Annotated in this window: 19 protein-coding genes; 10 read left to right on the top strand and 9 right to left on the bottom strand. The window is 71.2% G+C overall.

What is annotated here, in order from left to right:
• Positions 1–49 precede the first annotated feature (49 nt).
• Both ACX1D3_RS02190 and ACX1D3_RS02185 read right to left on the bottom strand, forming a co-directional pair.
• Positions 50–5,572: an ATP-binding protein gene (locus tag ACX1D3_RS02190; protein ID WP_458995347.1), complete on the bottom strand. Its 5,523-nt coding sequence runs from the start codon at positions 5,570–5,572 to the stop codon at positions 50–52.
• 500 nt (positions 5,573–6,072) lie between these two features.
• On the bottom strand, positions 6,073–6,642 hold the full coding sequence (locus ACX1D3_RS02185) for a hypothetical protein (protein ID WP_458995346.1): 570 nt from the start codon (positions 6,640–6,642) through the stop codon (positions 6,073–6,075).
• Between the two features lie 126 nt (positions 6,643–6,768).
• Here ACX1D3_RS02185 and ACX1D3_RS02180 point away from each other — a divergent pair, with 126 nt between their 5' ends.
• Complete coding sequence (locus ACX1D3_RS02180; RefSeq protein WP_458995345.1) at positions 6,769–8,223, top strand: sensor histidine kinase; 1,455 nt, start codon at positions 6,769–6,771, stop codon at positions 8,221–8,223.
• Entirely contained in the window at positions 8,220–8,885 is a 666-nt protein-coding gene (locus ACX1D3_RS02175; RefSeq protein WP_458995344.1) for a response regulator transcription factor, read from the top strand. The genes ACX1D3_RS02180 and ACX1D3_RS02175 overlap by 4 nt, the downstream gene beginning before the upstream one ends.
• A gap of 74 nt (positions 8,886–8,959) precedes the next feature.
• Here ACX1D3_RS02175 and ACX1D3_RS02170 read toward each other — a convergent pair whose 3' ends face one another.
• The gene (locus ACX1D3_RS02170; RefSeq protein ID WP_458995343.1) at positions 8,960–9,295 is read right to left on the bottom strand and encodes a hypothetical protein; all 336 of its coding nucleotides are present in this window, start codon (positions 9,293–9,295) and stop codon (positions 8,960–8,962) included.
• Positions 9,296–9,386: 91 nt separating this feature from the next.
• The gene (locus tag ACX1D3_RS02165; RefSeq protein WP_458995342.1) at positions 9,387–11,087 is read right to left on the bottom strand and encodes a fumarate hydratase; all 1,701 of its coding nucleotides are present in this window, start codon (positions 11,085–11,087) and stop codon (positions 9,387–9,389) included.
• Between the two features lie 112 nt (positions 11,088–11,199).
• Between ACX1D3_RS02165 and ACX1D3_RS02160 the strand changes: the two genes are divergently transcribed.
• From ACX1D3_RS02160 to ACX1D3_RS02130, 7 genes are all read left to right on the top strand, one after another.
• Positions 11,200–11,928 carry an SDR family oxidoreductase gene (locus ACX1D3_RS02160; protein ID WP_458995341.1) on the top strand — a complete coding sequence of 243 codons (729 nt, stop codon included), beginning with the start codon at positions 11,200–11,202 and terminating at the stop codon, positions 11,926–11,928.
• Between the two features lie 28 nt (positions 11,929–11,956).
• Positions 11,957–12,373, top strand: coding sequence for a hypothetical protein (locus ACX1D3_RS02155; RefSeq protein WP_458995340.1), 417 nt, complete (start codon positions 11,957–11,959; stop codon positions 12,371–12,373).
• Between the two features lie 1,114 nt (positions 12,374–13,487).
• The gene (locus ACX1D3_RS02150; RefSeq protein WP_458995339.1) at positions 13,488–15,116 is read left to right on the top strand and encodes an ABC-F family ATP-binding cassette domain-containing protein; all 1,629 of its coding nucleotides are present in this window, start codon (positions 13,488–13,490) and stop codon (positions 15,114–15,116) included.
• Positions 15,117–15,118: 2 nt separating this feature from the next.
• Complete coding sequence (locus ACX1D3_RS02145) at positions 15,119–16,195, top strand: branched-chain amino acid aminotransferase (RefSeq protein ID WP_458995338.1); 1,077 nt, start codon at positions 15,119–15,121, stop codon at positions 16,193–16,195.
• A gap of 7 nt (positions 16,196–16,202) precedes the next feature.
• The gene (locus ACX1D3_RS02140) at positions 16,203–16,748 is read left to right on the top strand and encodes a hypothetical protein (RefSeq protein ID WP_458995337.1); all 546 of its coding nucleotides are present in this window, start codon (positions 16,203–16,205) and stop codon (positions 16,746–16,748) included.
• Between the two features lie 69 nt (positions 16,749–16,817).
• Positions 16,818–17,972, top strand: a complete 1,155-nt coding sequence (locus tag ACX1D3_RS02135; protein ID WP_458995336.1) for an LLM class flavin-dependent oxidoreductase — start codon at positions 16,818–16,820, stop codon at positions 17,970–17,972.
• A gap of 160 nt (positions 17,973–18,132) precedes the next feature.
• On the top strand, positions 18,133–18,726 hold the full coding sequence (locus tag ACX1D3_RS02130) for a CE1759 family FMN reductase (RefSeq protein WP_458995335.1): 594 nt from the start codon (positions 18,133–18,135) through the stop codon (positions 18,724–18,726).
• 66 nt (positions 18,727–18,792) lie between these two features.
• Here the strand turns inward: ACX1D3_RS02130 and mshB are convergent, their stop codons facing one another.
• The 3 genes from mshB to ACX1D3_RS02115 form a co-directional block, all read right to left on the bottom strand.
• Positions 18,793–19,686: an N-acetyl-1-D-myo-inositol-2-amino-2-deoxy-alpha-D-glucopyranoside deacetylase gene (gene mshB / locus ACX1D3_RS02125; RefSeq protein ID WP_458995334.1), complete on the bottom strand. Its 894-nt coding sequence runs from the start codon at positions 19,684–19,686 to the stop codon at positions 18,793–18,795.
• 216 nt (positions 19,687–19,902) lie between these two features.
• A complete protein-coding gene (locus ACX1D3_RS02120) occupies positions 19,903–20,907 on the bottom strand; it encodes a Gfo/Idh/MocA family protein (protein ID WP_458995333.1) in 1,005 nt (334 codons plus the stop codon).
• Positions 20,904–21,899 (bottom strand): Gfo/Idh/MocA family protein, encoded by a 996-nt coding sequence (locus tag ACX1D3_RS02115; protein WP_458995332.1) that lies wholly within the window; start codon positions 21,897–21,899, stop codon positions 20,904–20,906. Before ACX1D3_RS02115 ends, ACX1D3_RS02120 begins: the two co-directional genes overlap by 4 nt.
• A gap of 355 nt (positions 21,900–22,254) precedes the next feature.
• On the opposite strand from ACX1D3_RS02115, the gene ACX1D3_RS02110 reads away from it, so the two are divergent.
• On the top strand, positions 22,255–22,884 hold the full coding sequence (locus tag ACX1D3_RS02110; protein ID WP_458995331.1) for a cation efflux transmembrane domain-containing protein: 630 nt from the start codon (positions 22,255–22,257) through the stop codon (positions 22,882–22,884).
• An 18-nt stretch (positions 22,885–22,902) separates the two neighbouring features.
• On the opposite strand, the gene ACX1D3_RS02105 is transcribed toward ACX1D3_RS02110, so the two are convergent.
• Together ACX1D3_RS02105 and ACX1D3_RS02100 are read right to left on the bottom strand one after the other, a co-directional pair.
• Positions 22,903–24,687 (bottom strand): DUF5671 domain-containing protein, encoded by a 1,785-nt coding sequence (locus ACX1D3_RS02105; protein WP_458995330.1) that lies wholly within the window; start codon positions 24,685–24,687, stop codon positions 22,903–22,905.
• A 7-nt stretch (positions 24,688–24,694) separates the two neighbouring features.
• A complete protein-coding gene (locus tag ACX1D3_RS02100) occupies positions 24,695–25,120 on the bottom strand; it encodes a hypothetical protein (protein WP_458995329.1) in 426 nt (141 codons plus the stop codon).
• Between the last annotated feature and the right edge of the window lie 54 nt (positions 25,121–25,174).

Here is a 25,174-nt window from a genome sequence, read left to right as displayed (position 1 = left end):
TGCGAAGTAGCCTCGCCTAGGCCTAGGCCTATGCGACGAGCGGGCCCCGTCAGCGCCCGTACGCCTCGATCACCTCGACGATCGACGGGCGCAGCTGCGCCGTCGAGATCACCCGATCCACCGAGCCCACCTCGACGGCGCGGTGGATGTTGTGCACCCCGTCGAACTCGGAGGCGATCTCGGAGATCTTCTCGGCCCTGACCGCCGCCCGGATGTCCGCCAGCGCCACCTGAAGCTCGGCCCGGTCCTCCGGCACCGCGTCACGCAGCCGCGACTCCAGCTCCACCACCCGCGCATCCGCCGCCGTCCGCTTCGCCACGTCCCCGGCGAACACCACGGCCGCCGCGGGGGCGCCGCCGATCACCGAGGCGTACGACCCTTCGAGCGCCAGCACCGTCATGTTCTCGTTCAGCCTCTTGGAGAACACCACGAACGCGCCGCCGTGGTACCGCGAGATCACGACGAACGCGATGGGGCCGTCGAAGTTCACGATCGCGCGGCCGATCTCGGCGCCGTACTCCAGCTGCAGGTTGCGCATGGACTCGGGCGAGCCGTCGAAGCCCGACAGGTTCGCCAGCACCACCAGCGGCCGGTTGCCCGAGGCCGCGTTGATGGCGCGCGCCACCTTCTTCGACGAGCGCGGGAACAGCGTGCCGCCGGTGAACGTGTCCGGGCCGTCGGCAGGCGGGAAGCCCGCGCGAGGCACCGGCGTCGACTCGATGCCCACGACGCTCACCGAGTGCCCGCCGATCCGGGCGTCGATGACCACGGCGGTCTCGGCCTCGGCCATGCCGGCCCACCGCTCCACCCTCGGGTGGTCCTGATCGCACACCGCCGCGATGACGGTGCGGATGTCGAACGGCTTCTTCCGATCCGGGTTGTGCTCCGGCGAGAAGATCTGCCCGACGGTGGCGAAGTCCGCCCCGATGTTGTGCGGGTAGTCCGACACGTCGCGGTCCACGGCGTCGCCGGTCACCGCGCGTCGCGGCCCGGACTCGCCCGGCGCCACGTACGTGTGGTCGTAGTGCGACATCAGGATGCCCATCGCGCCGCCCAGGTCCTTGGCCCAGTACTGCGCCTGGCCGTTGGGCCCCATGACGCGGTCGTAGCCGCCGATGCCGAAGTTGTCCTCCGCCGACACGCCGCCGGAGAAGTCCAGCGACTGCTTGCCGGTGAGCACCATCGCCGAGTCCGGTGTCATGACCAGGATGCCCTTGGTGTGCATGAGCATGGTGGCCTCGGCGTTCCAGTACGGCTGCGCGCCAACGTTGATCCCCGCGACGACGACGTTGATCTCGCCCCCCGCCTGCGTGAACTCGACGATCCGGCGCAGCGCCGCACCCACCCAGTCCATGTTCTCGGTGCCCGACTCCATCGAGATCCGCGCGCCCGAGCTGAGCGTGAACCACTCCACCGGTACGCCCATCTCCTCGGCGAGGTCGACGGCGGCCATGATCCGCGAGCACTCCGGCTCCGCCACGGCGCCCAGGCCCTTCGTCGGATCGCCGGACAGCACGATGCGGGTCACGCCCTCCGGGTGCAGCGCCGTCGGCGTGGTCACCCGGGCGACGATGATGCCGGCCTTGTTGCGGCCCGGCGCCCGGTCCACCTCGACGAGGCGGCCGTCGGCGTCCAGGTCCAGCTCGGTCAGCGACCCGCCTGGACCGGCGAGGGTCGCGGACAGCTCGTAGGGGTAGACCAGCCCGCGACGACGTGCACGGAGCACCTTGCCCGCGTAGTCGTCGAGCGGCTTGAGCGGCTCGGTGGGCGGAGCGGTCACCGTGGTGGTGACGCCCGCGCCCGGCTGCGCGTGGAACCGCACCGCGAGCGGAATCGTGCGGTCCGGGCGGACGAACCGGCCCTGGCAGAGCACCTCCTCGATGCCTGCGCCGTCGGACAGCGGCGTGATCCGGTCCTGCAGCGGCTTGATGTCGTCGATGTCGAGGTCGATCTCCGGCCAGACATGCACCCACACGTGGTTCATGTCCAGCTTCGAGCCGGCCTTGCCGCGCGCGGAGCGGGTGCGGCGGATGGCCTCCAGGCAGTTCGCCACGGCGCGCTCCGCGTGCGGCAGCCCGATGAGCATGCCCTCGGGGTCGCGGACCACGGCCAGCTGGCGCACCTGCGCCATCGCCACGAGCCGCCGGTCCTCCGGGTTGGTCTTGGCCACGCACTCGAAGAGCAGCACGTCGGCGGGGGCGGGCAGGCGGGTGGTGTCGAAGTCGCGCAGCCGCCACAGATCCAGGCGGCGGCCCACCATCGGCGGGAGCCCGCGGATCTTCTCGTCCTCGGCGAGCGCGCCGTCGGTGAACCGGAACGTGCGGTACTCGACGTCGCCGTCGGCGGTGCAGACCGCGACCGCCACCCGGGTCACCGCGTCGTCCCACGCCCACGACCGCAGCCGCTCCAGCAGCTCCTCACCCAGCGCGTCGCCGTCGGGGCGCTGCGGCCACAGCACGTACAACTCGACGACGGCGTCGTGACCGGGGGTGCGCCCGGCCACCTGCGACGACACCAGGGACTCCAACGGGCCCCCGGCGGCGAGCTCCTCGGCCAGCCCCACGGTGGTGACGAAGCGGCGGGGCCGCTCGCCCAGCACGTAGTCGCCGAGCACGACGGAGCGGCCACCCACCGTCAGCCGCTGGACGTCGGTGAGGCCGTAGTCGGTGTAGTACTTGCGCAGCAGCACCTCGAGCATGGGCTCGTGCGCGGGCACGCCGCGGCCCAGCCGCACCGCGAGGAAGTTCGCCGTCCACTCGGGGATCGCGGCCAGGCGCGCGATGCGTTCGTCGTAGTCAGGGGCGTCCGGGGCGGCCGCGAGGGCCTCCACCTCGTCGCCCACGCCCGCGACGATCGCCGCGCGTTCCGCGTCGACCTGCGGCTGGTCGAACCATCGGAAGCGCACGGACCTGGCCTGGTCGCCGATCGCCGGGAAGCGCAGCTGCGTGGCCCGCACGAGGCGCTCCAGCTGGGCGCGGGCGCTGACCGCCAGGTCCGCGTCGGGAGCCGGTTCAGAGATCCAGCGGTCCAGGATGCCGAGCACCAGTGGCACGTCGGAGGCGACGCGCTTCTGCGCCAGGAAGATCCTGAACACCGCGGCCTCGAGCTCCGGGGTGCGGTCCAGCGAGTCCACGCCGTAGTGGCGCAGCGCGGCCGCGAGCCGGTCGACGAAGTGGCCGGGCAGGCCCGCGCGGTCCACATCCAGGGTGGTGAGGTAGCGGTGCAGGTGCTCACGGTCCGAGTGGACGCGCAGCTCAGTGTTGGCCTGCTCGCCGAAGGGCCGGTTGCGGCTGAGCTCGGCGAGGTCGGCGAACAGGGTGAGCAGCTCGGTCTCGGCGGCCACCACGTCGACGCCCGCGGCGCGGGCCTCCTCGCGGGCCTCGAGGTAACGCGGCAGCGTCCTGGCCGACGGGTCGACGTCGAAGCCCATCAGGGTCGCGGAGAGGTCGGCCAGAAGGCGGGCGGCGCGGGCCGCCGGGTCCGCCACCGGGGGGCAGACGGGGATGTCGACCGGCGCGGAGTCAACGGCCACCGCCGCGCCCCCGCCGTTGCCAAGCGGCTCCAGGCGCACCAGCGGCGCCATGGACTCCACCTGGGACCCGGTCATCACCAGCATCTCCTTCACGCGGGCGGCGAAGGGCGCGTAGACGGCGGTCTCCATCTTCATGGACTCGAGCACCACCACCGGGGCGCCGGCCTCCACCTCGTCGCCCACCTTCACCGGCGTCGCCACCACGAGTGCCGGGGCGGGGGAGCGCAGCACGCCGCCCTCGTCGCGCGAGACGCGGTGGGTCACGCCGTCGACCTCGATCAGGTGGATGGGCCCGTGTGTGGCGGTGATGATCCGGTGCCGTTCGCCGCCGACGGTGACGCGCCCGTGCACGTCGTCGAGGCGGTGCAGCTCCGCCTCGGTGGCCTGGCCGTCGACGACGACGCGGTACCGCCCCGGCGCGATCGCGAACGCGGTGACGCTGTGCACCGCGCCGCGCAGCTTGAGGTCCACCTGGGCCCCGGAGGTGTGCTGGGTCTGCGGCCGGCCGCCGTGGGCGGTGGTGAGCAGGCGGTCGGTCTCGATCGCCGTGGCCTCCTCGTAGGCCTCGATCGCGGCCACCACCAGCGCGACGCCTGCGTGCTCGTCGGCGATGAGGCCGCCGTCGGCGCGCGTGCGGTCGATCCAGCCGGTGTCGGCCCACGGGATGTCCGCGTCCTGGGGCCCCGCGGCACGGCGCGCGCCCGCCTGCTTCGGCTGGCGGCCGGTCACCTCGGGCTGCTTGAGCAGCTCGAGCACGAAGCTCTTGTTCGTGGCGCCGCCCTCGATGACGACGGTGGTCTCGGCCATGGCGCGGCGCAGGCGGCCCAGCGCCTCGTCGCGCGTGCGGCCGTAGGCGATGATCTTGGCGATCATCGAGTCGAAGTCCGCGGGGATGGAGTCGCCCTCGGCGACGCCGGTGTCGACGCGGATGCCGGGGCCCGCGGGAAGGTCGAGGCGGGTGATCAGGCCGGGGGCCGGGGCGAAGTCGCGGTCAGGGTCCTCGGCGTTCAGGCGCGCCTCGACGGCGTGGCCGAACTCGGTGGGCCGCTCGTCCAACGTGCCGCCGGCGGCCACGTGGATCTGGGCTTTGACAAGGTCGAACTCGTTGGTGACCTCGGTGATGGGGTGCTCTACCTGCAGGCGGGTGTTGACCTCCAGGAACGCGAACATCTTGTCGCCGGGGTGGTAGAGGAACTCCACCGTGCCGGCGCCGCGGTAGTCGACGGCGAGCGCGAGCCGCTCGGCGGCCGCCTTCAGCTCGTCGGTCTGCTCGGTGGTGAGCAGCGGCGAGGCCGACTCCTCGATGATCTTCTGGTTGCGGCGCTGGACGGTGCAGTCGCGCACGCCGATGGCCCACGCGGTGCCCTGGCCGTCGGCGATGACCTGCACCTCGACGTGCCGGGCCCCGGTGACGAGCGATTCGAGGAACACCACGCCGGAGCCGAAGGCGCGCTGGGCCTCGTCGCGGGTGCGCTGGTACGCGTCCGTCAGCTCCTCGGGGGTGGTGACCTTGCGGATGCCGCGGCCCCCGCCGCCCGCCGTCGCCTTGAGCATGAGCGGGTAGCCGATCCGCTCGGCGGCCGCGAGGGCCTCGTCGAGCGTGTCGACGCCGCCGCGCGACCACGGGGCGACGGGGACGCCCACCTCCTCTGCGATGAGCTTGGAGCCGATCTTGTCGCCCAGCTTGCGCATCGCGTCGCCCGAGGGGCCGATGAACGTGATGCCGAGGCCCTCGACGAGGTCCGCGAAGGACGCGTCCTCGGCGACGAAGCCCCAGCCCACCCAGACCGCGTCGGCGCGCGCGTCGGTGAGGACGCGGGCGAGCAGCTCGTGGTTGAGGTAGGGGCGCTCGGCTGCCGGGCCCAGCGGGTAGGCCTCGTCGGCCTCGCGGGCGAACATGGCGGAGCGCTCGGCGTCTGTGTAGAGCGCGATCGTCGTGATCGGGTCGCGGTCGGGGTGCTCCGCGTTCAGGTCCCGCACAGCGTGGATGAGCCGCATGGCGGCCTCACCACGGTTCACGATGGCGATGCGCTTGAACACTCTGACTCCTCAGGGGTCGACGGCAGCCCGTGAGGGGCTGCAAGTCAATGTGGCATGCCTGTGGGCGGCTGCGCGAGTCGGCGCGTCGGTGCGTGCCCGATTGGCGCTAGTGAAGGGGTTGCGGCTCAATATCGCGCGGCAAACGTTGTGAGGTTTCCACAAGCCTGACTCCCGGATGAACGGTGGGCCTGGCCTCGCGCCCGGCGTGGGGAGTTGAGCCTGACACGGCTCTCGGTGACGGGGTTTGAGCCTGACACGGCTCTCGGTGACGGGGTTTGAGCCTGACACGGCTCTCGGTGACGTGGCTTGAGCCTGAAATGGGGGTCAACGCCCGGTTTGCGTGATTCGATCGTTTCAAGGTCTTTGAGGTTCGAATCAGGCTCAACGGGGTTCAGCGAGAGCCGTGTCAGGCTCAACGGTCGGTCGCACGGCAGACGACGCCCAGACGCTGGGGAGCGTCTGGGCGTCGGTGTCAGGTGGACGGTTCAGCGGCCGACGGGTCAGTCGTCGTCCCACTTGTCGTCATCGTGGTCGTGGCGATCGTCCGAGTCGTCCCAGCGGTCGTCGTCGTCATCGTCGTCGTGGCGGTCGTCGGAGTCGTCGTGGCGGTCGTCGGAGTCGTCGTAGCGATCATCCGAGTCGTCGTCGCGACCGTCATCGTCCCGGTCGTCCCAGCGATCGTCCAGGTCGTCGTACCGGTCGTCCAGGTCGTCGTCGTACCGGTCGTCCCAGTCGTCGTCATAACGGGAGGTGCGGTCGTCGCCGGGCTCGACGCGGTCGTCGCGATCACGCAGGCCGCCCTTGTCGTCGGTGGTCGCCGACGGCGACGCGGAAGCCGACGAGGGGCTGAGGGTCGAGGACGACGGGCTCGAGCTCGAGGAGGGGCTCGCGGATCCGGCCGGGACCAGGATCGGCAGGGTGTCGTCGTCGCTCGGCGACAGCGAGGACGAGACGGTGGCGGCGGGCCGGGCGAGCTCGGGCTGGTTGACGGCGGAGGCGAACAGTCCTCCTCCGACGGCGGTGACGCCGAGCGCTGCGGCTGCGAACCAGGTGAGTGGTGAGAGTGCCATGATCTGCTCCTTCGTGGGTGGCTGTGGACACCATCAGACAGCCGGAACATGAGGGCTGCCAGTACAGGAGCGTGAGACCTCTCTCATCCAGGGCGCCGGCGCTGCGGGAGCGGGCAGACTGGGGCCATGACCGCCACCGACCCCCAGCGCACGGCCCGGGTCACCATCCGGGCCCGCATCATGTGGGCGATGGTGCTGCTCGCGGGCCTGTCGCTGCTCACCTCCGGTGCCATCGTGGCGATCGTGCAGGACCGGGCCATCTCGGCCAACCTCGACGCGCAGCTGGAGCGCACCCGCGACGAGTTGCGGGTGCTGGCCTCCCGCGGGGTGGACCCGACGACGGGGGCGGCCTTCGCCGGGCCCTCCGAGCTCCTGCGCACCTACCTCGAGCGCACCGTCGTGGGGCCGGGTGAGGGCGAGGTGGCGTTCGTCGGGTCCCAGGTGCGGTGGGTGGCCTCCGAGGACGTGCCGCTGCGGCCGGAAGACGACGCCGAGCTGATGGCCATGGCCACGCCCTGGGCCACCGGCGACGAGATCATCCTGGAGCGGGTCCGCACGGCGGCCGGCAACTACCACCTGCTGCTCGTGCCCGTGAAGTTCCCCACCGAGACCGGGGCCCTCCTGCACGTGGTGGACCGCGATCTCGCCGAGGCCGAGCTCAGCCGCACCATGACGGTCTACTGGGCCGTCGCCCTGGCCACGCTGGCTCTGGTGGTGTTCGTGGCCTGGCTGGTGGTCGGCCGGCTGCTGCGGCCCATCGAGGAGCTGCGCGAGGCCGCCGAGTCCATCGACCAGCGCGATCTCACCACCCGCGTCCCCCTCCGCGGCAACGACGACCTCACCGCCCTGTCCGCGACCCTCAACCTCATGCTGGACCGGGTCCAGCACTCCGTCGAGGGCCAGCGGCAGCTCCTCGACGACGTGGGTCACGAGCTGCGCACCCCCATCACCGTGGTCCGCGGGCACATGGAGCTCGTCGACGTGCACGACCCCACGGACGTCCGCCAGACCCGGGACCTGGTGCTGGAGGAGGTGGACCGGATGGGGGTGCTCGTCAACGACCTCCTCATGCTCGCCAGGGCGGGCGAGGTCGACTTCGTCCAGCCGCGGTGGGTGGACCTCGCGCCGCTCACGGACCAGACGCTGGAGAAGGCGAGGGCCCTCGGAGACCGGGTGTGGCGGCTGGAGCGGGTCGCGTCCGCCGACGCGTGGCTGGATCCGGCGCGGATCACCCAGGCGTGGCTCCAGCTGGCGGCCAACGCGGTGAAGTACTCGTCGCCGAGGTCGGCCATCTCCCTGGGGTCGCGGCTGCACCGCGGCGAGGTGCAGCTGTGGGTCCGCGACGAGGGGATCGGGATCGCGCCGGATCAGCTGGACTCCGTGCGTCGGCGGTTCGGGCGCACCCGCGAGGCCGAGGACCACGCGCCGGGCGCCGGGCTGGGCCTCAGCATCGTCGAGTCGATCGTGGCGGCGCACGGCGGGCGCCTGGACATCGAGTCCGAGCCCGGCGTCGGGTCCACGTTCACCATCAATCTGCCGCTCGGGCCGGAGCGCGCCGTCGAGGAGGTAGACGTCACATGAGCACCATCCTGATCATCGAGGACGAGACGCGGATCGCCGCGTTCATTGCGAAGGGGCTGAAGTCCGCGGGGTTCACGTCCCATGCGACGGCGAGCGGCGCGGAGGGCGCCTCGCTGGCCATCCACGGCGGGTTCGACCTCGTGGTCCTCGACGTGGGCCTGCCGGACATCGACGGGTTCGAGGTGCTGGAACGCATCCGGGGCCAGGGCGTGGCGGTGCCGGTGATCCTGCTCACGGCCCGCTCGTCGGTGGCGGACCGCGTGGCCGGCCTCGAGGGCGGCGCCGACGACTACATGCCCAAGCCGTTCTCCTTCGAGGAGCTGCTGGCGCGGATCCGGCTGCGCCTGCGCACCGACACGGGGACCTCCGGCGGAGACCCGACGCAGCTCAGCCACAACGGGCTGACCCTGGACCTCAGGACGCGCCGCGCGACGGTGGGGGAGCGGTCGGTGGACCTCTCGGCGCGGGAGTTCGCCCTTGCCGAGACGTTCCTGCGCAACCCCGGACAGGTGCTGAGCCGCGAGCAGCTGCTGAGCAACGTGTGGGGATTCGACTTCGACCCGGGCTCCAACGTCGTCGACGTGTACGTGCGCTACCTGCGCGGGAAGCTGGGCAGGGAGCGGTTCGAGACAGTGCGGGGGATGGGCTACCGGCTGGTGTGACCCGCCCCCGGCCTGCGGCGGCCAGCCGCGCGGCCTCGGCTGCGTTCGACCCTGACGCCCCGGCCGGTCAGCCGTCAGTCGTCGTCGTCCTTGTCGTCGTCGTCCTTGCCCGAGCCGGAGCGGTCGTCATCCTTGTCGTCATCATCGTCGTCGTACGCGCTGGGCTTGGGCGCCGACGCGGTGCCGGGGGCCTGGGTGGCCTCAGGGTTCGGGGGGCTCTGCGTGACTGAGGGGGCGACCGAGGGGGCCACCGACGGCGTCGCCACCGGTGTGGGTGAACCGGCGGCCGGCACCACCAGGGCCGGCTCCCGCTCGGGGGCGCTCGTGGGGCGGGACATGACCGCCACCGCCCACACGCCCGCGGCGGCCACCGCCACGATCAGCACCAGCCCGGCCAGCGTTCGTCTCATCCCAGACCTCCTCGACGGCACCAGTCAACCGCGCCCCGATGAGGGCAGCACGACGCCCGGATGAGAAAACTCTCATCCGGGCGTCGTGGAGTCAGATCCCTTCGCGCTTCGGGATGCTCAGCGCGATGGGCTTGTTCACCTCGGCGAAGAAGTCGTTGCCCTTGTCGTCGACGATGATGAAGGCCGGGAAGTCCACCACGTCGATCTTCCAGATGGCCTCCATCCCCAGCTCGGGGTACTCGACCACCTCGACGTGCTTGATGCAGTCCTGCGCCAGCCGGGCGGCGGGGCCGCCGATGGAACCGAGGTAGAACCCGCCGTGCTTGTGGCACGCGTCGGTGACGGACTTCGAGCGGTTGCCCTTCGCGAGCATGATCATCGAGCCCCCCGCGCCCTGGAACTGGTCCACGTAGGAGTCCATGCGCCCAGCCGTCGTGGGGCCGAACGACCCCGACGCCATGCCCTCGGGCGTCTTCGCCGGGCCGGCGTAGTAGACGGGGTGGTCCTTGAGGTACTGCGGCATGGGCTCGCCGGCGTCGAGGCGCTCCTTGATCTTGGCGTGCGCGATGTCGCGGCCCACGATGAGGGGCCCGTTCAGCATGACGCGCGTCTTGACGGGGTGCTTGCGCAGCTCGTCAAGGATCTCGGGCATGGGGCGGTTGAGGTCGATGCGCACCGCCGCGCCCTGGCCGGTGCCGGTGATGCCGTCGGTCTGCGCGTCGAGCTCCTCGTCGACGTGCTCGGGCATGAAGCGGGCCGGGTCGAACTCGAGCTGCTCGATGAACACGCCCTCCGGGGTGATCTTGCCGAGGCACTGGCGGTCAGCGGAGCAGCTGACCGCGATCGCCACCGGCAGCGACGCGCCGTGCCGGGGGAGGCGGATGACGCGGACGTCGTGGCAGAAGTACTTGCCGCCGAACTGCGCGCCGATGCCGAGCTTGCGGGTGAGCTCCAGCACCTCGTTCTCCAGCTCGACGTCTCGGAAGCCGTTGGCCGCCATCGAGCCCTCGGTGGGGAGCGTGTCGAGGTACTTCGCGGAGGCGTACTTGGCCGTCTTCATCGCGAACTCGGCCGAGGTGCCGCCCACGACGATGGCCAGGTGGTACGGCGGGCAGGCCGCGGTGCCCAGCGAGCGGAGCTTCTCCTCCAGGAACTTCATCATCGACGCGGGGTTCAGCACCGCCTTCGTCTCCTGGTACAGGTAGCTCTTGTTCGCCGAGCCGCCGCCCTTGGCCATGAAGAGGAACTTGTAGGATTTCTCGTGGCCCTCGGCGGTGTCTGCGTACAGCTCGATCTGCGCGGGCAGGTTGGAGCCGGTGTTGCGCTCGTCCCACATGGTCAGCGGCGCGTTCTGCGAGTAGCGCAGGTTGAGCTTGGTGTAGGCGTTGAACACGCCCATCGACAGCGGGCGCTCGTCGGTGCCCTCGCTCAGGACCTGCTGGCCGCGCTTGCCCATGATGATCGCGGTGCCGGTGTCCTGGCACATCGGCAGCACCCCGCCGGCGGCGATGTTGGCGTTCTTCATGAGGTCCAGCGCCACGAACTTGTCGTTGGGGGAGGCCTCCTCGTCGTCGAGGATGTTGCGCAGCTGCTGCAGGTGCGCGGGGCGCAGGTAGTGGGCGATGTCGTGCATCGCGGTCTCGGCCAGGAGCGTCAGCGCCTCCGGCGCCACCTTGAGGAACCGCCGGCCCTCGGGGCCCTCCACGACCTCCACGCCCTCTGTGGTGAGCAGGCGGTAGGGCGTCTCGTCGTGCCCGATCGGCAGCATGTCAACGTAGCGAAATTCCGGCATGGGGACCTCCTTGGGAACCGTCGGTGCCAGTTTCTCAGACGGGTGCCGGGGAGGATGGGCGGGGGTCGCGGTTTGGCTCCTGGCAGGCCCGCGGGCGGAGTAGCGTCGTGCCATGGGCATGTTCAGGATCGACGGGAAGCGCGCCCTGGTCACGGGGGCGAGCAGGGGCATCGGGTTCGCCACGGCGAAGGCGTTGCGCGAGATGGGGGCAGACGTCACCATCGCGGCCCGCAACGCGGCCGAGCTGAAGGCGGCAGCGGCACGGATCGGCGCCTCCTGGGTGCCGGCGGACGTGAGCCACGTGGATGATGTGCTGCGCCTGATCGACCGGTCAGGCGACGTGGACATCCTGGTCAGCAACGCCGGCGGACCGCCGCCGGGGCTGCCCAGCCAGGTCACGGAGGACGCCTGGGGCGCGGGGTTCGAGACCACGTTCATGTCGACGGTGCGGCTGGTCGACGGCGTGCTGGCCGGCATGCGGTCCAGGGGGTGGGGGAGGATCGTCGCGATCACCAGCCTGACGGTGCGGCGCCCGGCCCTCACGCTTCCGGTGAGCAACGCCATGCGCGCCGCGGTGACCAACCACCTGCGGACGCTGGCGATGGAGGTCGCGGCCGACGGGGTCACCTGCAACACCGTCGCGCCCGGGTACACGGCCACGGAACGTCTGAAGCGGCTCCACACGGACGCGGCCGACGCGCAGCGCCTCAAGTCCACCATCCCTGCGCGCAGGTTCGGGGAGCCTGAGGAGGTCGCGGCGGCGGTCGCGTTCCTCTCCACGAACGAGGCGGCCTACATCACCGGCCAGGAGATCCTGGTCGACGGGGGCTTCACGATCTGAGCCGGGTATCGTCGTCTAGCCTTGAGGGGTGGCAGAGGAACTCAGCGAGCGCCAGAAGGCGGCCAAGATCCGGCACGAGCTCACCGAGGGGCACGCCCGCGCGGAGGCCGCCCGGGCGAAGGTGCTCATCGACGAGTTCATCGTCGCCGCGCGCGCCCAAGGGCTGGAACCCAGGCCGCTGCAGGCGAAGACGCTGAGCGGGCACCCGGTGAAGACGGACAAGGTGGGCTGGTACCTGCGCACCAACCACTCCGTCGGCATCGACACCGAGGGCAACTACTACTCGCTGACCGTCCCCGGTGGCTGGATGGAGCGGCTGCGCGGCGTCAAGCTCGAGCCCACGCTTGCGCCCCTGGTGATCGGCCGCGGGGGTCGCGACGGCGAGACGGGTGACTTGAAGGAGTTCCTCGCCTGGGCGCTCGAGGGCCGCATCCCCCAGGACTGACCGCTCTCCCGACGGCTGGTTGAGCCGCGCCGAGCCGCCCCTTCCGCTGGTTGAGCCGCGCCGAGCCGCCTGCGGCTCAGCGCGTGTCGAAACCGTCGTGCGCCTGTCCAGGGACCCGGGTACCGCTGTTGGGTGCCGGGAGCCCTGAGTCGAGGCCCGTGCGGCCCGTGTTCGCCGTCTGCTTGTCGGCCGCGTGCTTGGTTGCGGTCGGGTGGTTGAGGCCGCCCGGGCCTCGTCTCACGTCTCCCTGCACTCGTTGTCATGTGGCGTGGTCGGGTCCGGGCGGGTGCCGGCAGGGCGGCCCTGGCTCGAGCCTGCTTCAGGCGGGTTCTTCTGGGTGCCCCTCGGGTTGGGCATCCCTGCGCCCAGCCGCCCTGCCGTCCCCCACCCTCGCACTCACCTAACGCCCGCTCGCCTCCAGACTGGCCCCCTTGCGCTGCTTGAGCCGGGCCCCTTTCCGCTGGTTGAGCCGCGCCGAGCCGCTTGCGGCTCCGCGCGTGTCGAAGCCAACGTTGGCTTCGTGTGGACCCGACCCCGACGCCGCGTCGGTCAAGTCCCGCTGGCGGTGCAGGGAGCCCTGACACGAGGCCCGTGCGGCCCTTGTCCGCCGTCTGCTTGTCGGCCGTGTGCTTGGCTGTGGTCGGGTAGTTGAGGCCGCCCGGGCCTCGTCTCACGTCTCCCTGCACTCGTCTGCCTGTGGTGTGGTCGGGTCCGGGCGGGTGCCGTCAGGGCGGCCCTGGCTCGAGCCTGCTTCAGGCGGGTTCTTCTGGGTGCCCATCGGGTTGGGCATCCCTGCGCCCAGCCGCCCTGCCGTCCCCCACCCTCCTGCGCATCCGACGTCTGGTTCGTCGAACAGTGTTTTCCTACGCGGAGCCGCCCTGCCGACCCCCACCCTCCTGCGCATCCCACGTCTGGTTTGTCGAGCAGTGTCATCCTGGCCCGCTACGTCGAGCAGTGTCTTCCTGGCCCGCTGCATGGCATCATGGTCGGGACGTATTCCCGCACGAGGAGCACTCCAGTGACAGATCTGATCGGCACCGCGCCCCTGCGCTGAGGCCCGTCGAGCTGTCCGCTCCGGTCTCAGCGCCCCCAAGCTGATCGATCGGAGTGCCTCTTGTTTTCTGTCACGTTCAACCACGTCCACCTCGCCTGGCCGGACGGCGCCGCCTGCCTCGACGACGTCACCGTCGCGTTTCCGCCGGGGGTCACCGGGGTCGTCGGCGACAACGGCTCGGGCAAGTCCACCCTGCTGAAGCTCATCACCCGCGAGCTCGTCCCGACGGCGGGCGCCGTCACCGTCGAGGGTCGCCTCGGTCACCTGCCGCAGGACCTGATCCTGCGCACCGACGACACCGTTGCCGACCTCCTCGGCATCAGGGCGCAGGTCGACGCGATCGGCGCCATCGCCGCCGGCGACCCCGATCCTGCCCACTTCGACGCGGTGGGCGACGACTGGGACATCGAGGCCCGCGCCGCCGAGGAGTTGGGCGCCGTCGGTCTGGACCTGGGGCTCGACCGCCCCGTCGGCACCCTGTCCGGGGGCGAGGCGATGCTCGTGGCACTGGTGGGGCTGAGCGTGCGCCGCCTCGACGTGGTGCTTCTCGACGAGCCCACCAACAACCTCGACCGCGACACCCGTGCCCGCGTCTACGACCTCCTCGAGCGCTGGCGCCGCACCGCCGTGGTGGTCAGCCACGACGTGGAACTCCTGCGCCGGGTCGGGGCCATCGTCGAGGTCCGAGACGGCGGGGTCGAGCTGTTCGGCGGCAACTGGGAGGTGTACCGCGATGCGGTGGGTGTGGCGCAGGAGGCGGCCCAGCGCGCTCTCCGAACGGCCGAGCAGCGGCTGCGCATCGAGCGCCGGCAGAAGGTGGAGGCGGAGAAGCGCCTTGCCAGGCGGGAGCACGCGGGCAAACCGGCCGCCGCCCGCGGCGTGAGCAAGGCGGCCCGGGACTTCTACGCGAACCGCTCCGAGAAGGCCGTCGCGAAGGCCAGGGGGGAGTTCGACGAGAAGATCGCGGCCGCGCGGTCCGCCGTCGACGACGCCGAGGCGCGCCTCCGCGACGACGACCGCGTGCGCATCGACCTGCCGGACCCGGGTGTCGGGGCGGGGCGGCGGCTGGCGGAGCTGCGCGGGTCCGACGGCGCGGTGCACGTGATCCAGGGGCCGGAGCGGGTCGCGCTGACCGGTCCCAACGGTGTGGGCAAGACGGTGCTCATCGGGTCCATGGTGGCCACGGCGGACAGGCCCGGGCACGGCCCGACGGGGTCGATCACCGCGCGCGTCGGGTATCTGCCCCAGCGCCTCGACCACCTCGACGACCGCATGGCCGTCCTGGACTGTGTCCGCGAGGCCGCGCCCACCGTCGACCCGGGGACCATCCGCAACCGCCTCGCCAGGTTCGGGCTCCGCCGCGACACCGTGCTCCGCCCGCTCGGCACCCTCTCCGGAGGCGAGCGGTTCCGGGCCGCGCTGGCCGCGCTCCTCCTGGCCGAACCGCCCGCCCAGTTGCTGATCCTCGACGAGCCCACCAACAACCTCGATCTAGCCACCGTCGGGGTCCTCGTCGACGCCCTGACGCAGTACCGCGGAGGGCTGCTCGTGGTCTCCCACGACGACGACTTCCTGGCCCGGCTCGCCGTCGACAGGCGGCTCGAGCTGCGTCCGGACGGCTCCATCGCGGAGGCGGTCGAACCTGTGGACACCGGGGACGGTGGAAAACCGGGGGTCTACCATCAGTGACCATGGCCATGTTCTCGCTCACCCGCACCACCACGCCCACCTCGGACGCCGCCCGCCTGGCCGCGCTCGCGGACCCCGGTTTCGGCCGCTACTACGTGGATCACATGGCCGTCATCGACTTCCAGGCCGGCGACGGCTGGCAGGAGCCGCGGATCGTGCCCATGACGGAGTGGGCCCTGCACCCGGCGGCCGCGGTCCTGCACTACGGGCAGGAGATCTTCGAGGGCCTCAAGGCCTACCGCCGCGATGACGACTCCATCTGGCTGTTCAGGCCCGAGCGCAACGCCGCCCGCTTCGTGCAGTCCGCCAAGCGGATGGGCATGGCGGTGCTGCCCGAGGAGCTGTTCCTCGATTCGGTCACCGAGCTCGTCAAGCTGGAGCGCGACTGGGTGCCGGTGGGCGAGAACGAGCAGAGCCTCTACCTGCGCCCGTTCATGATCGCCTCCGAGCCCTACCTCGGCGTCCGCGAGGCCAACAGCTACCGCTTCGCCGTCATCGCCACCCCGGCAGGCCCGTACTACTCGGAGCCGGTCAAGCTCTGGATCACGCCCAACTACACGCGCGCGGCCCCCGGCGGCACCGGCACCGCGAAGTGCGGCGGCAACTACGCCGCGAGCCTCGTCGCCACGCAGGAGGCCTACGCCAACGGCTGCAGCCAGGTGCTGTGGACCGACGGGGCCGAGCACAAGTGGGTGGAGGAGTGCGGCACGATGAACGTCATGTTCGTCACCGCCGACGACGAGCTGGTCACCCCGGCCCTCGGCTCCATCCTGGCCGGCGTGACACGCGAGTCCATCCTGGCGCTGGCCTCCGAGCACGGGCTCACCCCCGTCGAGCGTGCCATCTCCGTCGACGAGGTGCTCGACGGCGTCGAGTCCGGCCAGATCCCCGAGGTGTTCGCGTGCGGGACGGCCGCCGTCGTCACGCCGATCACCGGCTTCAACTCGCCCCAGCGCGGCGTGCAGACGGTGGCCGACGGCCGGCCCGGCCCGAAGACGCGCGCCATCCGCCAGCACCTGGTCGACATCCAGTTCGGGCGCGCGGAGGACAAGTTCGGCTGGACCCGCAAGGTCTGCTGAGGCGCCCATGAGCACCCTGCAGCCGCACGGCAAGGTGGCCCCGATCCTCGCCCTCATCGGGTCGCTGCTCCTGTTGGCGGGGATCCTCTGGGGTGTCACCGCAGGCCAGGGGCTGACGCGGGTGGTGCCCGAGGCGGCCGGGGTGATCCGGGTGGACGGCGACACCGTCGTCCCCGTCACCGACGGCGAGATCCAGGTGGTCTACGCGCCGGCCGGCGTGGTGCCCACCTGTGACGTATACGGTCCCACCGACGCGGTGCCGAACCTGGCGCTCGAGGGCTTCTTCACGTTCCCGCTCAACGACGTCACGTACGAGTCGATCGGCAAGATGGGCGGCCCCGGTGAGCTGTCGGGCGACTACATCATCGTGTGCCAGGAGGGCGACGGCGTCGTCGTCGCCCCGCCCCTGGACGTGCGCAACGACGTCGGCGCGGTGCGCGCGCTCATCGGGGCGATCATTCTCGGCGGCACCGGGGCGGTGCTCATGGTGACCGGCGGGGTCATGTGGCTGATGGCGCGCCGCGCGGCCTCAGCGCAGTATCAGGCCGCCTGACGGGAATAGTTTCGTTTTCAACTTGTTTGGGTTACCGTAGAGGTAAGCAATCGGAGTTGGGAGCAGAGAATGCAGTTCGGCATCTTCACCATCGGGGACGTCACCACGGACCCCACGACCGGCCGCACGCCGACGGAGCAGGAGCGGATCCGGGCGACGGTGGAGTTGGCGAGAAAGGCCGAGGAGGTGGGCCTCGACGTCTTCGCGACGGGGGAGCACCACAACCCGCCCTTCGTCGCGCCCGGCAACCCGCCCGTCCTCATGGCCTACCTGGCCGCGGCCACCGAGCGGCTGATCCTCTCGACGGCCACCACCCTGATCACCACCAACGACCCGGTGCGCCTGGCCGAGGACTACGCCTACGTGCAACACCTGTCCGGCGGCCGCGTCGACCTCATGATGGGTCGCGGCAACACCGGGCCGGTGTATCCGTGGTTCGGTAAGGACATCCGCGACGGCATCGCTTTGGCGGTGGAGAACTACTCGCTGCTCCACCAGCTGTGGCGCGAGGATATGGTGACGTGGGAGGGGAAGTTCCGCACGCCGCTCCACGGCTTCACGTCTGCGCCCCGCCCGCTCGACGGCGTCCCACCGTTCGTGTGGCACGGCTCGATCCGCTCCCCCGAGATCGCGGAGCAGGCCGCCTACTACGGCGACGGCTTCTTCCACAACAACATCTTCTGGCCCCCGAGCCACACGCGGCGCATGGTGGACCTGTACCGGCGTCGCTTCGAGCACTACGGCCACGGCCGCGCGGACCAGGCCATCGTCGGGCTCGGCGGGCAGGTGTTCATGCGGAAGAACTCGCAGGACGCCGTCCGCGAGTTCCGGCCCTACTTCGACAACGCGCCGGTCTACGGCGGCGGCCCGTCGCTCGAGGAGTTCACCCGGGAGACTCCGCTGACCGTGGGGTCGCCCCAGCAGGTGATCGAGCGGGTGCTCGGGTTCCGGGAGTACGCGGGCGACTACCAGCGTCAGCTGTTCCTCATGGACCACGCGGGCCTGCCGCAGAAGACCGTGCTGGAGCAGCTCGATCTGCTCGGCGAGGAGGTGGTGCCGGTGCTTCGGAAGGAGTTCGCGGCGCTGAAGCCGGCCCACGTGCCTGACGCGCCCACCCATGCGTCGCTCAAGGCGGCGCGGGGCTTCGTCGATGCGCCGGAGCGGATCGAGCCCTCCGTCGACCGCTGGACCGGCACCCGCGCCGAGGACGGCAACCGCCTCTGAGTGCCTGGCGGGTGGAGGGGTTTGAGCACATGGCACGGGTCAAACCGCGAAACGGGCCATGGTGAAGGTTCAAACCCTCGTGGCCCCTGCCTTGTGCTCAAACCCCCTCCCCCTCCCGCCCAGCACACACAGCCCAGCAGGATCCGTGAAAGGAACACACATGTCCCGCATCGTCGTCATCTCCGGTGGCCTCGGCACGCCGTCGTCCACCAGAGTCCTGGCCGACGACATCCTCGTCCACCTCCGCGACGACCTCGCCGCCCGCGGCGACACGCTCGAGGAGACGGTGGTCGCGCTCCGCGAGCTTGCCCACCCCATCGTCGACGCCATGCTCACCGGATTCCCGACGGGCGACCTGGCGCGCGCCGTCGATGCCGTCGAGGAGGCCGACGCCCTTGTGGTGGTGTCTCCGACGTTCTCCGCCTCCATCAGCGGGCTGGTCAAGAGCTTCTTCGACATCCTCGAGCCGGGCATGCTCACCGGCAAGCCCGTCCTGCTCGCCGCGACGGGCGGCACCGAGCGACACTCGCTCATGCTCGAGTTCGCCATGCGCCCGCTGTTCAGCTACCTGGGAGCGGACCCCGTCCGAACCGCCATCTTCGCCGCCACCTCGGACTTCGGAGTGGGCTCCACCGGCCTGCGGTCGCGGGTGTCGCGGGGGGCGTCCGAGCTGGCCGACGCCGTCGCGGGTCGGCGCTCGACGTCGCGGGAGCCGGCGGGCTTCCTGGCCTTCGAGCAGCTGCTCGCCGGCTGAGGCTCCGCAACGACGACGGCCCCGCGATCTGCGTGATCGCGGGGCCGTCGTCGTTGGCGTCGATGACTAGGCGGCGTCGTCGAGGCCGTCGAACAGGCAGCTTGCCCGCCCAACGCCCTCGGGGAACGGCTCACCGGCACCCAGCAGATAGGCCTCGCCGGACCCCGGGAGCTCCTGCATGATGCTGTAGAACTGCCAGAAGGGGTGCTCGATGTTCACCTGGCTGCGGTGGGCCCCGAGGGCCCGGCGGCACACGTCGAGCCAAGGGCCCGTCTCGATCAGCGCGACGATCTGCGCCGGGTCCGGGCCGAAGCTGTCGGCGTCGCGATCCTCCTCGGTCCAGAGCTCCAGGCCCCGTTCCTTGGCGATCGCGTACGCCTCGACCCAGCGCTCCGTGTTGTGCGTGCTCCACAGGACCCGCCGGATCCGCCAGGGCGCGCCCAGGTCCGGGCGGTGCGACGGAGACGCAGCGAGCGTGCTGGCGTACATGAGGACGCGGTGGGCCTGGATGTGATCCGGGTGGCCGTAGTTGCCGTGGGGGTCGTACGAGACGGCGACCTGCGGCCGGCGGCTGCGGATCACCTCCACGAGGTGGTTGGCCGCCTCGAGCAGATCCGCCCGCCAGAAGGCGTTGTCGGGCATGTCACCGGGGACGGCCGCGCGGCCGTCGGGCCCGGTGGTCATGCCCGAATCGTGGTAGCGCCCCGCGCCCCCCAGGTACACGTGGTCCGTGACCCCCACCTCGCGGAGGGCCTGCTCGATCTCCGAGCGACGATGTTCGCCCAGCTCCGCCGGGGTGAAGTGCTGCCACTCGGGCAGCATGATCTCGCCCAGCTCGCCGAGCGTGCACGTGACCAGGGTGACCTGGCCGCCCTCGTCGAGGTACCGCGCCATGGTGGCGACGGACTGGCTGGACTCGTCGTCGGGATGGGCGTGCACAAGGAGGAGGCGGTGGTTCACGGCGGCCATTCTACGTCGCGACGCAAGGTAATTCAATGTTCAATTATTGACGCCGGTCCGGGCGGGGGTCACCGTGGCCTGCTGCGGTTACTGTTCCTCCAGGGGACCCCCGGCCCTGGCAGTGCACTGGTGAGCGGGCTGGAGGAACGACCACCGCACCGGACCTGGGTGGATAGGCCGACCCGCACCGCTCCAGGTTCGGAGGCGCGGGCAGCGTCAGGGGAGGGGGTCGCCCATCAGGTCGCGGGCCCGCTCCATCAGCCGGACGGTGGCCAGCGTCGCGTCGAGGGGCCGGATGGGGGACTCGGTCAACCCGGCGCCGATGCAGCGCGCCACCTCGAGGGCCTCGTGGTAGAGCCCCACGTGTGCGACGCGGTCCTCCTCCCATCGGAGCACCTCGCCGTCGCGGAACCGCACCTCTACCGGACCCGGGTGGTAGAACGGGCCGTCGAGGACGAGCGTGGCATCCGAGCCCGCGATCATCGCCGTCGTGGGCGTGTCGGCCACCATCGACGCGTGCACCACCGCCTGCCGGTGCTCGTCGTCGACCAACAGGGCCGCGAACTGCCCGAAGGAACCGCTGGAGTGCCGCTGCCCCGTCGCTCCCACCACGCGGGCCGACGGCAGGACCCAGCCCACGAACATCAGGGGATAGGTGCCGAGGTCGTTCATCGCGCCGCCGCCCTGCGCCGGGTCCATGGCTCGGTGGTGATCGACCAGGTACTCGCCCATGTCAGCCGCCACGGACTGGATGTCGCCGAGCATCCCGCTGTCCAGGATCTGCCGCACCACGTCGTAGCGCGGCAGCGCGAGCGTCCAGACGGCCTCCATGCAGAACAGCCCCCGCGCCCGTGCAAACTCGACGAGCGCCTCCGTGTCCGCCACCCGCGGCGTCATCGGCTTCTCGACCAGCACGGGCTTGCCGGCCTCAAGTGCCAGCGTGGCGTGCGCCAAGTGGTCGAGGTGGCCCGTCGCCACGTAGATCACGTCGACCTCTGCTCCCACGAGTTCCTCGTAGGTGCCGAACGCCTGCTCGATGCCGAACTCGCCCGCGAACTCCCGCGACCGCTCGACGTTGCGCGATCCCACCGCCACCACGCGCTGGCCTGTCCGGGCCAGCACGGTGGTGACGAACTGGTGCGCGATCCAGCCGGTGCCGAGGATGCCCCAGCGCAGGCTCGGCACGTCGCCGACGGGTCGCGGCTCCGGCAGCGACCTCACCGGTCGACTTCGACGAAGAGCCCGCCTCCGTGCATCGACTCCACGACCGCCTCGCCCACGAGGGTGGCGCGCTCCGCGTCCTCCAGGGTGGCCAGCGTCGACGGCCTGCCCTCCTTCACCGCGTCCACCCACTCCTGCAACTCGAGGCGGTAGGCGTCGGCGAACCGGGGCCGCCAGTCAGCCGCGATCGGCGACGAGGTGGCCTGGTTCGCGTTGACCAGCAGTTTTGCCGGTTCGGTGATCGTCAGCACACCTGTCTCGCAGACGGCGTCGCAGCGGATGTCGTAGCCGTAGCGGGCGTTGAGGAACACCTCGACGGTGCTGAGCGAGCCGTCGGCGGTGCGCACCAGAAGGAGGAACGGGTCCGCCAGGTCCGTGGCCGTCGAGCTGGGGTGCCCGGCGTGCCAGCTGACCTCGGTGACGGGCGCGTCCAGCAGCCAGGGGATGAGGTCCAGGTCGTGGATGGCGGAGTTGAAGATCACGGACTCGTTGGTGGCGCCTGGGCCGGAACTCACCCCGCGACCCACCGAGTGGATCATCAGGGGACGCCCGTGCTTCCGCGAGCGGATGGCGGCCTTCATGGCCACGTAGCCCGGATCGAAGCGGCGCATGAAGCCGACGGTGGCGAGGGGCGTCCCGCCGCCCACGGCCGAGCGGTGGGCGGCGATCACCTCTGCGCACGTGGCGGAGTCGTAGGCGAGCGGCTTCTCGACCAGCACGTGCTTGCCCGCGTCCAGGCAGGCCTTCACCTGATCCGCGTGCAGGAAGTCGGGTGAGGCGATGACGACGGCCTGCACGTCGTCGGCGGTGATCAGCTGCTCCGGGTCTGCGTGGACGCGGGCCCCGGGGATGCCGGAGATGGCCGCCTCGGCGCGACCTTTGTCCGGATCAGCGATGGCGACGACATCGGCGCCGGCGATGAAACGATGGATGTTCTGAGCGTGATCGGCGCCCATGATGCCTGCGCCGATGACCCCGATGGAGAGACTCATTTGTCCTGACCTTTCTTGGGTGAGATCAGCCTACGCGATGCGAGGGTGTCGCGGAAGGGGGTGCGCCGGGCGGCCCTCCGGCTGCTGGCTGAGCCGCCTGCGTTCGGCTCGGACGCCTGCGCTATAGCGCGGGCGCCCAGACTGACCGCGGGCGCCCAGACTGACCGCGGGCGCCCAGACTGACCGCGGGCGCCCAGACTGACCGCGGGCGCCCAGACTGACCGCGGGCGCCCAGACTGACCGCAGGCGACTCAGCAGGCGTCGGGAGGTAGCGCAGGCGTCGGGAGGTACCGCAGGCGTCGGCGGGTGCGGCCCCTTCGGCCGACCAACGGCGGGGCGCGATAGCCTGTCGGCCGTGCACGAGATCGACCCCACCCGCGTCCGCGCCCTCAGGCGCACCGTCCTCGTCGTCGCCCTGCTGAACCTCGGCTACTTCTTCGTGGAGAACGCGGTGGCGCTCGCGATCGGGTCGGTCTCGCTGTTGGCCGACTCCGTGGACTTCCTCGAGGACACCGCGGTCAACCTGCTGATCTTCGTGGCGCTCGGCTGGCCGCTCGCCCACCGCTCCGTCGCGGGCAAGGTGATGGCGGGCATCATCCTCGTCCCCGCGGCGGCCGCGCTCTGGCAGGCCATCGCCAAGTTCCAGAACCCGGACGCTCCGGACCCGCTCTCGCTGATCCTCACTGCCGGCGGCGCCGTGGTCATCAACGCGATCTGCGCCGTCCTGCTGCTGCGCCAGCGCGACCACGGCGGGTCGCTCACCCGGGCAGCGTGGCTGGCCGCGCGCAACGACGTCATCATCAACCTGGGCATCATCGCCATGGGTGTGCTCACGCTGACCCTGGTCCCGAACGGGTGGCCCGACCTGATCCTGGGCCTCGGGATCGTCGCGCTCAACCTGCGCGCGGCCAGGGAGGTTTGGGAGGTCGCGGAGGAGGAGAACCTTGCCGCCAAGGCGCTGGCGGGCGAGGTCGACGACGACTGACCCGCAGCCGCGAATGGCTCAGCTGTCGGGACGCGCGAACTGCGCCGTTTCGCCGCCAGATGCGGCTCGATCCTCAGCCGGTGCCGCGGGGGCGGTCGGGGCCGCGACACGACCCGACGGGTCCACCCGGAAGACCCAGTGACCGGCACCCTCGCCCAGCACGACCACGTCGGCCCCTGGGTATGCCGCCAGTTCCTCCGCCAGCGCCGCGACGTCCCACGAGTCGGCCGCGGAGTCCAGGCGCCCCCACACCTCCACCCGGGCGCCGGTGGCGCGGGCGAGATCGCGGTCGACCTCTGGCCCGACCGCGCCGATCAGCAGCACGGTCCGCGGCCCCCGCGCCCGCGTCGTCACGCCGGTGGCCCGGTCCATGCGGAACACGGAGCCGTGATAGGCGGACACGGCGGCAGCGCTCACCAGCGTGCCCAGCCCGTAGCGCATCGACCGGACGGTGGCGGCGCTCACCGACCCCGCGACGACGTCCTGCAACAGGATCACCGCCACCGCGATGAGGGCCACCACCGCCGCCACCCCGGCAAGCCCGAACAGGGTCACCAGGTACACGCGCCGGGTGGGCGAGCTGAGCTCCACATCGGGGGATGCGGCGGCGGCCCGGCGGATGCGAGCCCAGAAGATCCACCACACGGGCACCCCGACGGCGAGCAGCGTGACGGCGGACCAGAGCGTGTTGAGCACCGTCATCCCCGCGTCCACGCCCGGCGTCAGAGACTCGATGAGCGCCACGAGCACGGTGCCCACGCCGATTGCGGCCGCCCCCAGCCCGATGCCCGCCACCAGGTACTCGTAGACGCGCCGCGGCTCGGTGCGTCCCTCACCTTCGCCGAGGATGGTCCGGTGATACCACCACACCAGCAGGCCGACGAACACGGCGGCGATCTCCACCGGGGCCGAGTCGAAGTGGTTGGAGGCTGATGCCTCCTGGCGGTCCCCGAGGAACCACACCAACACGCTCCACAGCAATTGGCTGCCCGCCACGAGCGTCATGATCAGCCCGCCGCCCACGCCCAGCGGCAGGACCACCGCGAGCCACAGCGGGCGGCGCGGCAGCGATACCGCGGACGTGGCCCAGTAACGCACCCAGATCAGGGCCCCGCCCAGGAGAAGTCCACCGCCCTCGCCGAGCGTGGTCAGAGGGTTGCCGATCATGTCCGTCCGGAGCAGCAGGTCGAGCGCGGAGCCGAGGGTGAGGACGAGTCCCGTCACGCCCAGCGCCAGCCCCACCACCGATCCCAGGAGGAGGTGCGGGGTGTTGCGCTCCGCGTCCAGGGTGCGGGTGGCCAGCCACCAATGGAAGGCCCACATGCCCGCGAAGGCGACGAGACGCGCCAGCGCCTCGTGTTCCAGTTCGCCCTGGAGCGCCGCCGAGCCGATCTCCGGGAGCGCCGTCGCGGCTACGACGGCCCCCACCAGCGCGGCCAGCGTCACGTAGAGGGCGTAGAGGCCGGACTCGCGCTCGGCGGGATCCGCCCGGTGGGCGCGCCTCGTCCACCACGCGATCAGTGCGGCGAGCGGGCCGCCGACGAACACGAACGCCAGGCCCCGGGCAAGCCGAGCGTCCGGATCCTCCCACTCGGGGACCTCGGCCCCCAGGAGCAGCGCCAGGAGCTCCGAGACCCCGATCGCCACGACGATGACCAGTGCGAACAGCACCGCGTATTGGAAGAACCGCCGCACGCCGTGGGCGTCGATGCCCGGGCCGCGCCGTCGGGCTGCCGCGACGACGAGCACGATCACCACCACGGGCAGGGCCAGGGAGAGCAGCGCGCCGAACACCTCGAACATCACGACCTCACTTGCACGAGTAGATGGGCCACGGATGGCCGGTGGCCATCCAGCCGTCGCCGTCGGCCTTCAGCTCGATCACCTCGCGGTGATCGTAGGAACTGAACAGCCCCCCGCTGGACTCGGTGACGTTGAGCACGACCGTGGCCCTGTCGCCGTCGACCTTCGTGTCCACCACGGACATGCTCATCCTGGTCGGCCGGTAGACCTCCGGCAGGGGCACCGTGCAGCCCAATGCCGGGTCGAGGTAGGAGACGGCCTCCTCGTCGTCGCCGTCGATGACGGCGAGCGCGAGCAACTGTGCCGTGCCGTCCGGGGTGCCGGGGTCCATCTCGGGCGGCTCCCGGTTGGTGGCCATGACCCCGGCGACGATCGCGAGCAGGACCACCAGCCCGGCCACCACGGCGAGCACCACATTCGGGCGCGTGTTCATACCCTCAGAGTCCTCCTGTCTGCGCCCCATGGGAAGGGGTCTCGCAAGCGCGTT

Source organism: Tessaracoccus yangjingae (assembly GCF_054483935.1).
This window is presented reverse-complemented; position numbering and strand designations above follow the sequence as displayed.

Coding starts and splice junctions, on each gene's coding strand:
- ACX1D3_RS02185 (WP_458995346.1), bottom strand. CDS start 6,642: ATGGCACTCTCACCACTCACCTGGTTCGCAGCCGCAGCGCTCGGCGTC.
- ACX1D3_RS02180 (WP_458995345.1), top strand. CDS start 6,769: ATGACCGCCACCGACCCCCAGCGCACGGCCCGGGTCACCATCCGGGCC.
- ACX1D3_RS02175 (WP_458995344.1), top strand. CDS start 8,220: ATGAGCACCATCCTGATCATCGAGGACGAGACGCGGATCGCCGCGTTC.
- ACX1D3_RS02170 (WP_458995343.1), bottom strand. CDS start 9,295: ATGAGACGAACGCTGGCCGGGCTGGTGCTGATCGTGGCGGTGGCCGCC.
- ACX1D3_RS02165 (WP_458995342.1), bottom strand. CDS start 11,087: ATGCCGGAATTTCGCTACGTTGACATGCTGCCGATCGGGCACGACGAG.
- ACX1D3_RS02160 (WP_458995341.1), top strand. CDS start 11,200: ATGGGCATGTTCAGGATCGACGGGAAGCGCGCCCTGGTCACGGGGGCG.
- ACX1D3_RS02145 (WP_458995338.1), top strand. CDS start 15,119: ATGGCCATGTTCTCGCTCACCCGCACCACCACGCCCACCTCGGACGCC.
- ACX1D3_RS02140 (WP_458995337.1), top strand. CDS start 16,203: ATGAGCACCCTGCAGCCGCACGGCAAGGTGGCCCCGATCCTCGCCCTC.
- ACX1D3_RS02135 (WP_458995336.1), top strand. CDS start 16,818: ATGCAGTTCGGCATCTTCACCATCGGGGACGTCACCACGGACCCCACG.
- ACX1D3_RS02130 (WP_458995335.1), top strand. CDS start 18,133: ATGTCCCGCATCGTCGTCATCTCCGGTGGCCTCGGCACGCCGTCGTCC.
- ACX1D3_RS02115 (WP_458995332.1), bottom strand. CDS start 21,899: ATGAGTCTCTCCATCGGGGTCATCGGCGCAGGCATCATGGGCGCCGAT.
- ACX1D3_RS02105 (WP_458995330.1), bottom strand. CDS start 24,687: ATGTTCGAGGTGTTCGGCGCGCTGCTCTCCCTGGCCCTGCCCGTGGTG.
- ACX1D3_RS02100 (WP_458995329.1), bottom strand. CDS start 25,120: ATGAACACGCGCCCGAATGTGGTGCTCGCCGTGGTGGCCGGGCTGGTG.